The organism is Aminobacter sp. AP02, from assembly GCF_003148805.1.
Classification (GTDB): Bacteria; Pseudomonadota; Alphaproteobacteria; order Rhizobiales; family Rhizobiaceae; genus Aminobacter.
This window is the reverse complement of the sequence record NZ_QGGX01000015.1, coordinates 81,946-95,365: the sequence shown is the minus strand read 5'-3', so window position 1 is coordinate 95,365 and position 13,420 is coordinate 81,946. Positions and strand designations below refer to the sequence as shown.

At 58.1% G+C, this 13,420-nt stretch carries 15 protein-coding genes, 2 tRNA genes and 1 pseudogene; 6 read left to right on the top strand and 12 right to left on the bottom strand.

Annotated features, from left to right (window positions below; genetic code table 11):
* Positions 1-238: 238 nt before the first annotated feature.
* Positions 239-502 carry a hypothetical protein gene (locus tag C8K44_RS19255; protein WP_109577393.1) on the bottom strand — a complete coding sequence of 88 codons (264 nt, stop codon included), beginning with the start codon at positions 500-502 and terminating at the stop codon, positions 239-241.
* A 200-nt stretch (positions 503-702) separates the two neighbouring features.
* Here C8K44_RS19255 and C8K44_RS19250 point away from each other — a divergent pair.
* A tRNA-Asn gene (locus C8K44_RS19250) sits at positions 703-777 on the top strand.
* Between the two features lie 165 nt (positions 778-942).
* Here the strand turns inward: C8K44_RS19250 and C8K44_RS27560 are convergent.
* Both C8K44_RS27560 and C8K44_RS19245 read right to left on the bottom strand, forming a co-directional pair.
* A tRNA-OTHER gene (locus C8K44_RS27560) sits at positions 943-1,020 on the bottom strand.
* A 7-nt stretch (positions 1,021-1,027) separates the two neighbouring features.
* Positions 1,028-1,378: a hypothetical protein gene (locus tag C8K44_RS19245; protein WP_146203970.1), complete on the bottom strand. Its 351-nt coding sequence runs from the start codon at positions 1,376-1,378 to the stop codon at positions 1,028-1,030.
* Between the two features lie 103 nt (positions 1,379-1,481).
* Between C8K44_RS19245 and C8K44_RS19240 the strand changes: the two are divergent.
* Positions 1,482-1,712: pseudogene (locus tag C8K44_RS19240) on the top strand (helix-turn-helix transcriptional regulator); the annotation flags it as partial.
* A gap of 34 nt (positions 1,713-1,746) precedes the next feature.
* Here the strand turns inward: C8K44_RS19240 and C8K44_RS19235 are convergent.
* The 4 genes from C8K44_RS19235 to C8K44_RS19220 all read right to left on the bottom strand — a co-directional run bounded on the left by C8K44_RS19235 (position 1,747) and on the right by C8K44_RS19220 (position 4,993).
* Positions 1,747-2,475 carry an Abi-alpha family protein gene (locus tag C8K44_RS19235; protein ID WP_109577390.1) on the bottom strand — a complete coding sequence of 243 codons (729 nt, stop codon included), beginning with the start codon at positions 2,473-2,475 and terminating at the stop codon, positions 1,747-1,749.
* A gap of 96 nt (positions 2,476-2,571) precedes the next feature.
* Positions 2,572-3,690, bottom strand: a complete 1,119-nt coding sequence (locus C8K44_RS19230) for a hypothetical protein (protein ID WP_109577389.1) — start codon at positions 3,688-3,690, stop codon at positions 2,572-2,574.
* 320 nt (positions 3,691-4,010) lie between these two features.
* Entirely contained in the window at positions 4,011-4,610 is a 600-nt protein-coding gene (locus C8K44_RS19225) for a hypothetical protein (protein ID WP_109577388.1), read from the bottom strand.
* 119 nt (positions 4,611-4,729) lie between these two features.
* Positions 4,730-4,993, bottom strand: a complete 264-nt coding sequence (locus C8K44_RS19220) for a hypothetical protein (protein ID WP_109577387.1) — start codon at positions 4,991-4,993, stop codon at positions 4,730-4,732.
* 394 nt (positions 4,994-5,387) lie between these two features.
* On the opposite strand from C8K44_RS19220, the gene C8K44_RS19215 reads away from it, so the two are divergent.
* Together C8K44_RS19215 and C8K44_RS19210 are read left to right on the top strand one after the other, a co-directional pair.
* Entirely contained in the window at positions 5,388-6,176 is a 789-nt protein-coding gene (locus C8K44_RS19215) for an SOS response-associated peptidase (RefSeq protein WP_348626337.1), read from the top strand.
* A gap of 265 nt (positions 6,177-6,441) precedes the next feature.
* Positions 6,442-7,452, top strand: coding sequence for a YdcF family protein (locus C8K44_RS19210; protein ID WP_245417550.1), 1,011 nt, complete (start codon positions 6,442-6,444; stop codon positions 7,450-7,452).
* A gap of 1,160 nt (positions 7,453-8,612) precedes the next feature.
* On the opposite strand, the gene C8K44_RS19195 is transcribed toward C8K44_RS19210, so the two are convergent.
* From C8K44_RS19195 to C8K44_RS19185, 3 genes are all read right to left on the bottom strand, one after another.
* A complete protein-coding gene (locus C8K44_RS19195; protein ID WP_109577447.1) occupies positions 8,613-8,924 on the bottom strand; it encodes a hypothetical protein in 312 nt (103 codons plus the stop codon).
* Complete coding sequence (locus tag C8K44_RS19190; RefSeq protein WP_109577383.1) at positions 8,921-9,118, bottom strand: hypothetical protein; 198 nt, start codon at positions 9,116-9,118, stop codon at positions 8,921-8,923. Before C8K44_RS19190 ends, C8K44_RS19195 begins: the two co-directional genes overlap by 4 nt.
* 156 nt (positions 9,119-9,274) lie before the next feature.
* On the bottom strand, positions 9,275-10,075 hold the full coding sequence (locus tag C8K44_RS19185; protein WP_109577382.1) for a glycoside hydrolase family 108 protein: 801 nt from the start codon (positions 10,073-10,075) through the stop codon (positions 9,275-9,277).
* An 81-nt stretch (positions 10,076-10,156) separates the two neighbouring features.
* Here C8K44_RS19185 and C8K44_RS27335 point away from each other — a divergent pair, with 81 nt between their 5' ends.
* Entirely contained in the window at positions 10,157-10,459 is a 303-nt protein-coding gene (locus C8K44_RS27335; protein WP_146203969.1) for an NAD-glutamate dehydrogenase, read from the top strand.
* 37 nt (positions 10,460-10,496) lie between these two features.
* Positions 10,497-11,180: a methyltransferase domain-containing protein gene (locus C8K44_RS19180; RefSeq protein WP_109577381.1), complete on the top strand. Its 684-nt coding sequence runs from the start codon at positions 10,497-10,499 to the stop codon at positions 11,178-11,180.
* Here the strand turns inward: C8K44_RS19180 and C8K44_RS19175 are convergent.
* Positions 11,177-11,494: a hypothetical protein gene (locus tag C8K44_RS19175; protein WP_109577380.1), complete on the bottom strand. Its 318-nt coding sequence runs from the start codon at positions 11,492-11,494 to the stop codon at positions 11,177-11,179. The genes C8K44_RS19180 and C8K44_RS19175 overlap by 4 nt on opposite strands.
* Before the next feature lie 77 nt (positions 11,495-11,571).
* On the bottom strand, positions 11,572-13,401 hold the full coding sequence (locus C8K44_RS19170) for a carbohydrate-binding protein (RefSeq protein WP_109577379.1): 1,830 nt from the start codon (positions 13,399-13,401) through the stop codon (positions 11,572-11,574).
* Positions 13,402-13,420: the final 19 nt, after the last annotated feature.

Sequence of the window (13,420 nt, the reverse complement as noted above, 5' to 3'; positions counted from 1 at the left end):
GGCGTCTACACGGCTCCAATAGGTTGCCAGGATTCCGCCGTCAAGCGGGGAAGATTTTTTCCCGCTGGTTTTGCAGGTGCCCTACAGGAAACGACAACGCCGGCGTCGAGGCGAACCCGTGGAAACAATCAGCATGCCCTGCCCCTCGCTACACGTGCGCCGCAGCACTCCGCACCCAATGAGCATTTTGGGCGCGACGCGCCCGAATCCCGGACCAAGCCCCTATTCGCTCAGAAGGTCAGCTCGTCGGACGCTTACGCCTTTCCCACCAGACGATCAGTCTGCGACGTATGCGGCGTACGACGTGGAATTCGTGCGAAAGAATCAGCAGGCCAAGCGGCACCATCCAGAATCCGAGCACGGGCAGGAAGCCGAGCAGTCCCAGGAAGCAAAGTGCGATCCCAAGCCCGATCCGCACGCCGCGCGATTGCGGCATGGCGAATTCACGGCCCAGGATCGAAATCTTCCGCCTTGGGGGCTGCTGAGGTTTCTGTTTGATCATTCGCCCTGCATTTCCGCTCGTTGGTCTGTGCCGGAATGCCGCAGCGAACCAGCCGCACCCCTTGCGAAGCCGTCATATGAGCGCCATGCGGGGCAATTACCAGAAAGTTGGCAGTGAAAAACTTCGAAAAAATTCAGATTAGCGCTTTGCAAATCGGAAAGCCGTTGCTATACGCCGCCTCGTTCACATGAGAGCGCTGTTCCCCGGTAGCTCAGTGGTAGAGCAACCGGCTGTTAACCGGTTGGTCGCTGGTTCGAATCCGGCCCGGGGAGCCATTTCATTTGGCTAAGCGTTTGTTTTCCTTACATTTTCTGAAAAGCGAGCCGGGTCTTCCCCGCTTTCCCTCCCCGCTTTGGGCATTGTAGCGGGCCGGTGGTGCCACTAAACGAAATAGCGTTCAGTGCGGCCCTTGCCGACAGTTGGTAGCTGTCAGCTTTGATTGGAGCCCCTGGCGCGATTCGAACGCGCATCATCCAATTACGGCTCACGGGCTAGAAGTCCCGCGCCGGTACAGGGGCGATTCGATCAAGCGGCCTTCAAGAAGGCGTCCAGCTTATGCACGGCCGCTTGCCCCACGCCGAGCAGCCTGTCCCACTCGCCAGCAATGTCTCTCACCCTGCCCTGCATGTCATGGAGCGACGATGTATCATCCGCCTTGTCGGCAAGGATGCGGAGCTTGATTGCGATCTCGCTGAAGTCAGCGGAAGCCGTATTGAAAATCTCATGCTCAACGATCTCGGCCGCCTCGCATATCCGGTCCATCGCATCGTCGACCCAAGGGCACATCGCGTAGAGAGCCGTAACTGCGTGATAGCGCTTAGCCAGGTCTGTGACTGACTGTCCGTATGTTCCCTGCGGTAACGGGCTGTTAAGCATGATGCGGGCTCCTCGTTGCGTCGATGCGATGCATTTGGTATGACTCAATGCATATTGCATCGTCCGATGCCAAGTCAATGCAAAAAGTATCGAGTTAGCCATAATGCCCACTACAGCTGCACAATGCCGCGCCGCACGTGCCCTGCTAGCATGGTCGCAATCCGATCTCTGCGAAGCAGCGGGAGTCGGTCGAGCAACGCTCGCCAATTTCGAAGCTGAAAAGTCGACGCCCTATGAAAGGACGCTGCGTGACATCCGCGCCGCCCTTGAGGCGGCCGGCGTGATGTTCATCGATCAGAACGGCAATGGCCCTGGCGTGAGGCTCAAAGAGCGGCAGGGCTGAGCCCCGCGCCAGCAACAGTGAATGCCTACGCAGGCGATCTGCAGGCCCGCACCAATGCTTGACCGAACTCTGTCACCCGCGCCTCAGCAATGTCGTACGAGCCGTTCATGCGAAGCATAGCGCCAACACACCCAGCCGCTATGAGGGATGATAGAGCCAAAGCGACATCTGCCCTAGGTTCCGGCTCTCCTCCGTCAATTGCCGCTGGACTATCTAAATAGTCGTCCGGCAGGCGCCCGGTGTACATCATGCCCCCATCGCCAACACTTGTGGGCGGTGCATCTACCATCCGGTTCAAGATCAGTGCCTCCAAGGGGGACATCTTGCGAATGGTTTCAACGAATGATTTTGGTATGTACCCCCCGACATTGCCGTCGATCGCATTCACCAGCAATTGGGCGAACATTTCCTGAAGCTGCTCGTCCTCTTCAATTGAGGCAGCCTCAAGCAACGGATAGGCTACCGATAAGGGAATTTCACGCTGTGGGCCGCTTAAGCCGCGCTCGTGCATGATCCGATCTACTCGCCCCTTGTATCGGAGGGCCATTTCAAGACGCAGTATTCCAAGTGAATCGCCCAATAGACCACCGGCCTGTCGCAGGGGGTGCCCAATTACGGACCCGACGAATGCGCCGAGTTCACGAGCCGCCTGCTCATATTTGCTTGCGGTCTTGGCCACTTCTTGGAGTGCCTTGCTCTCCTCATCACTGAGGATGAGACCACCAGGACCAGTGTTCGACTTGGTTTCGGTCATCGCTGCCCCATATCGCTCGGACTATTCACTCACGCCCCAAATGCAATGTCCTCTGCAATCGACGGTATCCACAACAAAGCGATGGCTTTCGACGCCCTAGTCCATATCCTTCCACTCTCCTATGTCGTCTCGCACCGCACTGAGCCTTTCGAGCACTTTGTCAGGGCCATCCTGTAGGGGATCATGCGCATCCAGCTTACTGACAAGCCACTCCAAGGTTGAAGTGTTTGCAGAACTTGGTCCGGCAGCGCCAATGGCGGCAACGAATGCACGCGCTTGGGTCGTCGCTGTCCAACGAACAGACATCTCGAGGAACTCGCCAAAGGCCAACGCCTCTTGATCCGCGATCTTCTTCGCTTTTGCCCGCTTGCGCGACTCTATCTGGCGAAGCCGCTCCCGCTCCGCAGCCGATGCAGCCCGTTCTTTGTCATACTCACGGTCGCTGACGAGACGCGCAATCAAGTGCGGAAGGCTGGCCTCCAAGTCGTCCTTGGGCTCCTCAGCCCACTTACCACCGTAAAGCTGGATTTCCAGCAAACCGCTTGGTTGCAGTTGGTAGCCATCGTCCGACCGGTTCTTTGACGTTAGATCTGCATAGCGATCATGTGGATCTCTCGGCAGCTGAATTGCTACCCGCTTCAGCTTTTCTCGTACGCGAATGGTCGTGTTGCGATACTCAGACGAAATAATCAGACCACCGTCTGCCCCTCCGCGAACCGTAAAGCCCTGCGCCTCGGCCCGAGCAATAACATTTAAGAAACGGAACGCGCGCCGAAGGCAATCGCTCGGAGGTTTGGTCAGAGCAGCGCGCATCTCGCGCGGGATTGGCCAACGAGACGGATCTGCGATTATCTCGGCAACTGCGGGATGGGGGTTGACCAGGCGAGATGGAACTCTGATGGGGCCAAGCGATTCGACGATCTCTTGCGCAAGCGAACGTCGGGCCGCGATCTGCGCTTTCTCGGCCGCATCACCAACGTGAAGCGGTACCGCGTTATACCCACTAGGATGGTCGGGAAGAGCCGGACGCTCAGGGAGTGCTTTCCCGTGAGCTACCTTCATCCAGTAGCCTTTTGGCGGGAGAGGGACATGCCGTTCGATGCAGGCCGCTCTCAACCGCCAGTAGTCGCAGTCGAGGGCATCCGCGACTTTTTGCAGTGGAGCGGCCCAGACCTTTTCGTAGAGTTCTCGACGGGAAATATTGATAGTCGTCATCGCCGAGCGTGTAGCTGCAGACAATTGACAGCGAGTTAGGACACCCCATGACCGACGCCGAACGCATCGAAGAACAGCGGGACATCCCTCAAACCTGGCCGATCTGCTGATTAAGGCAACTAGCTCTTCTTTAGCGCTGACTTCGTAGGCTTCGGCTTTCCGCCCGCGCGGATTGTTCTGGTCGTGGCCGAACCGCTTTTACCCTTGATGTTTCTAATGTGCGGCTTCTGTCCAAGTCGAGCCATTTGCAATTCCCTCTGAAAAAGTCCCGGCGGTGATGTAAAGACAAGAAGGTAATCAGACGTGGAAGCCAAGGCTTATCAGGGGTCATTGTCTTTCAGGAGAGCCGAGCCGAGGCCGAAGAGGCCGCCCACGGCAGCAGCCCGCTCCCCACGAGCATCGTTGGCGTCGGGCACCTGCATAAGGGCTTCAGCAATACGTTGTAGTGACATGCGCTTCTCGAGAGACCTTAAGTCGTTGTCGATCTGATTGATGCTGTCGATTTGCATCAGGAAGTCGTCGATCGACCAGTCCATGTCAGGAAACTCAAGCTTGCTGCTCGCGGAAATTGGGAAAAACTCTGCTCCATCTGAAGTGGAGCTCTGACGAAATGGCGTATGCGCCACTATGTTGCGGAGTTCGCCACACTTTCTGGCGCGCTTGGCCAAATCGTCAAATCGCTTTGCTTCCACCTTATCAGTAATAAAAAGATCGACCAACGTACGCAGGGTCTTGATTTTGTCATCGAACCCCATGTTCCGGCCGATAATCGCTCGACGCACTCCATCCACGCCGACTACTTCGCCTAGTGCACTCTCAATGCCTTGCTCGAGAAGGGCAAAATAGCCGATGAAGGCTCCAACAAGAGCAAAGGTTCGCGTTTCAGCGTCGAGTTCGAGCAGCGCGGTTTTGGTCAGCATGTGAATCCCCCCCCCCTTGAAAAAACATACGCGGCGCAACCTGACAAGCAGCGGCCTGCCTCGTGTTCGATCGAACTACTGCCCATGCACCCGAAAGAACACGGCAGCCCCAACAGCCCTCACCCGCCCTTCGCCTTCGCATACGCATTTCCGCCGCCCATCAGGGCTAGCAGATCCTCGTACTTGGCTCCGCACCGGTCATAGACGCTCAGGCTTTTAGCTTTTGGGCAGCCCACGCGCGCGACAATCTCATCGAGCAAGTGCGCCAGTGTGCGATCTCCCCCGGTTCGGACCATCGCGTCTCGGTCGTACTGCTTCCACATCCCGCATTTTTCGCACGAGACAATGACCTTTTCGGACGGGAATTCAGACAGCATCGGCATTGGGCTATTCCCTCGCGCCCGTCATTTTTCCCGCCACACAGGTATGCGCCTTATTTCGATCGAGACCAGACGTCGGATCGTCATCCCTACCGCCTCCGCGCCGGATGGATACACCGTGTCGACCCTCATTTGCCCGTGATCCCCGGCTTCGCACTTTATTCGCCCCATCAGTGAATCGACGTCCACATCCCCGAAAACCTGAATAAGGTCAGTCGGATAGTAGTGGTGCGTGCGACTGCAATAGGCGCAACGGACGCGAACAAATTGCCTCCCATCATTTAGGTTGGAGAGCGGATATGGCTTTGATCTGTACGGCGAGGGCATGCGAACAAAATAGGAACATTTGCCTTGCCGAGTCAATTCACAACTGGCAAATTCCCGTTGACCTAAGGCTATGAGACAAGGCAGGCTTTGGCCGATGTGCAACCTCTACAACATCACCACCACCCAGGACGCCATCCGTGGACTGGCCAAGCTATTCGACGATATCGCGGGCAACCTTGAGCCTTCGCTTGACGTCTATCCCGGTCGCAATGGGCCAGTGGTGAGAAACTTCGAAGGGCGCCGCCAGCTGGCAATGCTGAATTGGGGCATGCCGACCTCGTTGAAGGTGATGTTCGAGGCAACCAAGAAGCGCGCGCAGAAGTTGCAGGCCAAAGGCCAGACGGTCGATTTCAACGATCTGTTGGCGAAGGAGCCCGACCGCGGCGTCACCAATATCCGCAAGACCGACAGCAAGCACTGGGCTCAATGGCTCGGCGTCGGCAATCGCTGCGTCGTCCCATTTACCAGCTTCGCAGAGCCTAGCCCGACGGATGGCGACAAAGATCCAGACACCGGCCAGCATCGGAACTTCTGGTTCGCCCTCAACGAAAGCAAGCCGCTGGCGGTGTTCGCCGGGCTCTGGACACCTTGGCGGGGTGCCCGAACCATCCGCGACGGCGTGCTCGATTGGGAGGTCTATGCCTTTCTGACCACCGATCCGAACGGCGTTGTTCGGCCTATCCATTCCAAGGCAATGCCGGTCATACTGACCACGCCTGAGGAAATCGAGACCTGGCTGACGGCGCCCTGGCAAGAAGCGAAAGCGCTGCAGCGCCCCCTGCCCGACGAATTGCTGACGATTGTTGATCTCCCACCAAGCCAGATCGTTGAGGGTCGAGCCCAACCGACGTTGATCTGACGGCCCTCCGTGATCGGACTTGCGCAGCGCGGCCTCCCCTATTCAGACTGCAGCATGCCTTTGATGTTCGTATTGACGAAAATCCGGCCGCACCTACGATCACCCTAGCTCAGGGCATATGGGATGTTCTGGGTATCGCAGATCGGAAGGGTGAATGGCAGCGGGCTGTCATTTTCTCGTTACTCATCGCCAATAGCGCTAGGTTGTCTTTGGGAGATTTGAAATCAAACGACTTGCTCTGCTCGGATCCGCTGCATTCCTTGCGTTGATCGCCTTGTCGCCGGCATACGCCTTTGACCAGGCCGATGCTCCACGCATCAAGGAACTGGTCGACACAGGCATGAAGTATTATTGGTCTGGTGGCGACGTTAAGAAGGCCGAGGCGGAAGTCTTTAAGGGTATAACCCTGCACGGCCGCTACGACGTTGTGGAGCAGGCTTTCGCCGAAGCGGCTAAGCTAGCTCCCGAACGTCTGGACTTCCTCTATGCTGTCGCCGCAACACAGGTGATCCAGAAGAAGCTCGACGATGCGCGTTCCACCTTTGAGGGAATTCTGGCCAAGGACCCGACCGCCTTCAATGCGCAGGCTTGGCTCGAGGCGATCGCCCGCATCCGCAATGACGAAACCATCGCAATCCTCGCTCATCAAGCATTGGCCGGACTCGATCGCGACCAGGCAGAAGCGTACCGCGAACGCTTTATTCGCGCCGAGCAGATCATGGCCGACAAGCAGAATTTTGACGTTCCTGTGGTGCCTGGTAACGTAATGGTAGTCACACTTGGCTACGCGTTGGCTGACGATGGAACCGCGGAGCAGCCCTTGCTCGACCGTCTTGGCGTCGCGCTCAAAGTGGCCGAGGCAAACCCGTCGGCGCGCATTATGGTCACCGGCGGCGTTCCAAAAAGTGGCGTCACAGAAGGTGACGTCATGACTAAGTGGCTGGTCGAGAAGGGCGTTGACCGCGACCGCATCCTGATCGAGGACAAGTCCAAAGATACCGTCGGCAATGTGCTCAACGTCGCCAATTTGCTCGCGCGTCACAACGCCGATACGGTGATTTTGGTGACGAGCTCAAGCCATATGCGGCGTGCGCGAACCCTACTTGAAGAAGCCCTTCGCCAATATGATCTGCCGACAAGTATTGTACCTGTGGCTGCCTTGGATGCACCGTCAATTGCTGAGGCGGCTACCGTCTCGGTCGACGAACGGATGGTCGTTTATCGCGATCTTATGCGCATCTCCGGCGTATGGGCCTATCCTGGCCTCCAGCAATAGGGTCTAGTTGCCCAAGACGCAAAAATGCCGCTGCCGAATTCTTGAACCACTAGCAACGCCCTGATAGCGTTTCGGTGCGGCGGCAATCTGTCCGCAGGCCGGCGCTGCTTTGGAAGACTCAGCCGGGAGGCGCCGGCCAAGTTATATCGATGGATCGATTTGACGACTTAGGCGTTTCAACGCGTCGAAAGCGTTGGGAAGAACCAGCCATGTTTAGCGTACCCGACAAGCGCCAACTCGAAATGTTCGAGTTCCTATATGTGCCAGCCGACGTCTACACCGACCGAGCGCTCGCGAAAAAGTACGGGCTCTCGCGCGGGCAGGCTTTAGGCCTAATGAAATTATATGGCCCGTCTCGCCCGCGGCTCGATAGGGTCATGGCCGCACAGCCCTATCCTTGAGGCATGGGGATATTCATCCCGCCTTGCATCCCGACTCTGGTCGACAAGCCGCCCGAGAGCGAAGCTTGGACGCATGAGATCAAATACGACGGCTATCGGACCCAGATCCAAAGCCGGAGTCAGAAATGAAAAAAGCGGGCCGTGATGCCCGCTTCCCCTTCATTCCTGAGACATGTGAACCGCCGGTACATTCGTGGTCGGCGCACCATCAATCAGGGCAAATCCGGCTGCATAAAGGGGAAACCCACCAACGTATTTCGAAGAGCGTTCCCAGCCGATCAGCAGCCGATGACCTCGTATGGAGGTTCGAGGTTCATAAAGCAAGCGAATTCGGAACTGGACCTGAAACACAAAAAGCCCCACCACCTTTCGGCAGCGGGGCTGTTGCCTGAGGCGGGCTAAATCACACCCGCGGTCGCCCGATGATGGCGCATTGTGTTGAAAGTTGGATTTCGCGGGCAATAGTCCCGTTTCGCTACCTTTGCTGGACCGTGCTCGTCACCACCGGGTCCACTCGGTCATTGCCCGCCGACACCATCACCAACACGCCAAGCCCGATCGCGATAGGCGCAAAAAGCAATGCGACATTTGCTATGCACTTCAATGGCGCCCACCTGTCGGAGGTCGTTTTCGGTTCGTCATCCATTCGGCAGTTCCTGCATAGGGCTACGTTCGCTTTCGTCGGTAGTTGCCCCATTTGGCCCGATTAAGCCCTATTCACCTCGCCTTCCGGTCACGGTTAACGATAGGTAAACCCGGCTACTGTCTCGCCCGTGGCGCCGGCTTGCCGTGGCTCTCCCACATGCGATCGATCCGGAGGTTGGTGCCTTCGACTGCGGTCTTCACCGCGCCAATGGCCTCCATCACTTGATCGGTCGCTTCGCGGTGCCCCTGCTTGCTGACATAGGTCTCAGCGACGTGGAGCTTGTGGTCGGCAATCTTGCCAAGGGCCTTGTCCGCCTTGTCTTCGGCGATCTTCACCTTGCCCTCTACCCGACCCCACGCGAACCACATGGCGTAGGCGAGCGTGAGGAAGAAGCCGACGACGGCCATAATTTCGGGCCCGGTCACGGCCGCACCCCGCACAACCGCTCGAGCTTGGTGTTTTCCGCCAATATTTGTGTCGCCGTTCCTTCGGTCAGACGATCTTCGACGCTCGGCCTCACGGTACGCGCCACGTCGCAATAGTTACCGGTCACGCATCCACCTGCTAAGGCGAGCGTCGACAGCAGCAGGATCGAGGCGACCCACTTCATCTTCGACATGTCTAGCTTTCTGAATTGATTTGAGCCGGTCTTCGGTCTGCCGCGACGCGGCGTCCTGCCGGCCTTTGGTGTAGGCGGCGCCAAGCAACATGGCGGCCATGCCTATTGCGGCAAGCCAGCCCGCTATTCGCGAGCGGGCTGCGGTCCATAGGGCGATCATGCTGTTGCCCGTTCGCGCTTAACAAGCCGATAGAGCCCATAGCCAACGCCAGCCACCAGCACGACGGCCAGCGCCCATTGCACTGGCCCTGCCCCGGCCGCCATACCGCCAACCGCGGACAGCAAGCCGCCAAGCGGCGCCCATGCCTCAGGCTTCTTCAGGATCTCGGCGATGCCTGCGTCCGATGGAGGCGCCTTCGGCGTTCCGACAGGCGAAGCCGATGGTGCTGTGACGCGACCCGCAGCCATGCGCAGGGAATTGCCGACAACACCGAGGGCCGGCTTGTACTGGCCCTTTGGATCCTTGCCGGTTACCCGGATGGTCCAGCCGCGACCGAACTTGCCCCAAGTTCCAAGGCCGCGCAGATAGCGCATGCGCTCTTCGGCATAAGCCACGATCAGCTCAGCTAGGCCTCCAGGGTAGGCATCGATCGCAGCGAGCGTCTGCCCGCCGACAATGCCGTCTTGCCCGATGCCTAGCACCTTCTGCAGCCGCTTGATGGCGGTTGCCGGACCAGAGTTCACGCCGTAGTCGAAAGAAGAATAGTCCAGGCCAGCCGGGAGCAGGTCTCCGCCAGACTGCGTCCAATAGGACTTGTGATAGACGTCTTCCGCCTCCGCAAGGGTAAGCGCCTTGACGTCCTCTGCGGTAAGTTTGGGGTTGCGACGATGCGCACGCAACGTCTTGAGCGTGACGCCGTATTTCGTCGGCCCGCCGGGGTCGCTCGGGTGGTTTGAATAACCGCCCTCATGCCCGAACATCAGCTTAAGCGCTGCGGGTAGCGTTTCTTTAGCCATAACGGCTCCTAAGATTTTGTGGGATTGGTGCCGATTGACGGCTAGCCGAAGCCGCGCGACCTTGGCGGCGGGGGATTTCAGGTGGACGAATTCGAAGCGATCGCCAGGCTAATCGAACGTGCGGGGCATCCATTCCCCGTCACTGAGGCAAGGCGCTTGGTGCTGCGCGCGACCGCGCGAACTCCGGCCAGCGCCGATCTTGCCGACGGCATTGACCGGCTAAATGCGACCCTTGCCGCTTTGGCCGAAGTCATCGAAGAGATCGGCGACGGCCACAATCACACGCGGCATGATGCGCTCGCCGACCTTTGGGCGGTGCGGGGGATATGCCAATCGACCAGACGAAGACCGTCACGCCTAGACGACAATGGACTTTGTCTTTAAGGGCAATCCTTGAGGAATACATGGCGAGGAGAATTGAATGGACTTATCGCTGACGAAGCTTAACTTAGGCTGTGGATGGGATATCAGGGAGGGATTTCTAAATGTCGATTTACATGATTTTACAAAACCCGACTTGGTCGCAGACATTCTCAACCTTGAAGGATTGCCTTCTAGTCACTACCAAGAAATTGTCGCCCAGGATGTTCTAGAGCACGTGGAGCGCGCAAAGCAGCTGCCGGCGCTGAAAGAGTGGGCAAGGCTTCTTTCGCCCACTGGACGACTTTACATCAGGGTTCCAAGTCTTTTCGATATGCTGAAGCTCGGCCTTCAGCCATCGTGGCAAACGCTTGAGAAGCATTCACAATTGGTTCACATGATTTATGGGACGCAAGCATACAACGGCGACTACCATTTGGCTGGACATACCGCACTGACACTTGCGGATGTCGGTCAACAAGTTGGACTGATCGTTTGCGAATCTCGTCTTCGCGATGAATGGCTTTACGAAGTGTGGTTCCGAAAGGGCGACAACCCTGACCTTCTGACGGACCAAGAGTTCGTACACCACACCTACTTCACCAAGCTTGGCCGCCCGGTCGATGTTGGCGGCCTCGAACACAGTATTGGTTTCATCGAGCAGAAAGGTCGCGCAGAGTTCGTCGACGGCATTCTCGCGAGCGATGAATACAACGCACTGATTGGGAAGGATCAGAGTTCCTAAGCCTGATCGCCTGACCAAGGCAGCAACGGCAACTCTGTCACGAATTCAACTACTGTCGGCTGCGGGCGCTCACCGTTCATGACCTTGTCGAGCTCGGCATAAGCCCAGACCGCGTCGCGCCAGGCAACGAAAGCAGCCGCTTCTGTTGCCCATTGTGAGTTGGTGCTGCCGACATAGGTCGCGATCGATACTGCGTTGTCGTAACGCCGCTCCTGCGCCTTGGCGTCGAGATGGGCAACGATCGCGGTCTTGTAGGAGTTAACCGGTGGCGGAGGGTTGAAATAAGCGACAACGTCGGGGTGGTTATCGGGCAATTGCTCTTGGGCTACTCCTGCCAGTAAATTCGAGTAGTCGCCGACTATCGTGCCGCCCTGGCGATGGTAAAACGCATCTACACCCTCCCGCGACTATCGATGTACCCGTAACAATACAGGGTGCTGGCTGAAGGCGCGGCGCCGCCGAAGGGGGTATGTGCGAACCAGAGTTGTCCACTTGTATTGGTGGACAGATTAGGAGGTGGGGTTGCAGTCACTACGGCGGTTTCGGAGGCCGCGCTCGTGTATATTTGAGCTACAACCAAATTGGCTAAGCCAGTCATTGCGGATCCCAGTACAGTCGCTTGATTGACGACCCCGACCACCCCCAATGCGCTCATTTGAACCCTCAAAAGAGGTTGAACAACTATTCCAGTCGGGACGCTGACTGTCAGAAGAACACTGGCCTGATTTGCATTTGAGTTTCTATCGATACGTTCTGTCGCCCATAAATACATGTCGCCAGCCTGCATAAACGGCCTAATTACACCACCATCGCGAATGATCGAGCCGACCCGCCTGTGGTGAGCATAGCCGACAGGATAGTTTGGCTGAGATGTCGGATCCGTCGACTTCGACATGCCGACCTTAACAGTTACACCATTGCTGATGACAAAGCAGTGCCATGAGCCATCACTCATCGCAGCGTCAAATCGACCGCCGTTCCCTGTGCCGAAGGCCACGTCTAACTGCATGGTCCCTGCGGACACGACCATGAGGATCGGACTTATCGACGAGCTCGCACAATCGCCTGCCGTCCAGTCAATGTCGTTCGTGGCGTCGGCTGCGTTGTTTGCCAATTGGATCCCAGTCAGATGCCCTCGCGGCGCAGGCGCACCCCACTCAGGCGCAGTCAACGCTGTGTTCTGCCTCAACACCTGCCCCGCAGCACCCTTCGGCAACCGCGTCCAACCAGACGCCCCGCGATAGAGGATATCGCCTTCGGCAGGCGAGCCGACCATGTCGAGCACTTCGGTGAGCGTGCCCGCCTTGATCTGCTTCCCGCTCAAGCCATCGAACAGCGCCATGCGGTTCGATGCAACGCCGGCCGGCCCAACAACATCGCCCGTACCGGTGCCGTCCTGGCCTTTCACGGCCATCAGTTCCCAGTAGGCGTTTGTCGTCGCCGGCAAGGCCGGCGGAGCGTTGCCAGTGGTAGCCTGAAGCGCCACCCAGCTTGAGCCCCCGTCCCGCACAACGTCATTGGCCAGATATGCAGTCGCGCCGCTATAGGCGCCACGGAACCTGAAGCTATCGCCCTTGGCTGCGGTAACCTTCCAGACAGTCTGCCAATTGGCACCGACACCCGGTTCGGTGGCAGCGCCGGACGTGTGTGCCACAAAGCAGCGGTAAGACGTGCCGTTGCGCGTCAGGCCGTCGTTGTATTCGTAGGCAGTGCCCGAAGCCCAACCCGCCTCGATCCAGCGCAAGGTTCCAGCCGGACCCTCCGGCCCCGTAATACCAAACGGGCCGTCCCAGCCGCTCGGGGTGCGCTTGTAGATGTCGAGCCCATAGCCGATTTCGACGCGCAGCCAGAGGTAACCAGCGGCCGGCTGCGGCGACAACGCATTGCGCTCGGCTAGGGTGCCGGCACCGTCGGGATGGATGCCAGCCAGCGAAAGCTTGGTTAGGATTTGCGCGAGGCGATCGTTTATCCAGGCCGCCCGCACCGCTTCTGAGGTCTCACGGGCGATGGCGTAGCCGCCGCTGGCCGTAGCACCGGGCCACCCGTAGGCAAGTGTCAGCGACGTGTCGCCCTCAACGCTGGCAATCGGCACCGCATACCCAGCGAAGCTGAACATGCCGCCAGTGACAAGCGCGACGTCCCAAGCCGTGTCTGTGCCCGTCACAATAGGCGAGCCGTTCGACACGGAAACCGTGCCGGTCGAATAAACCGATGATGTCATGATTTTTGCCTAGTTGAGT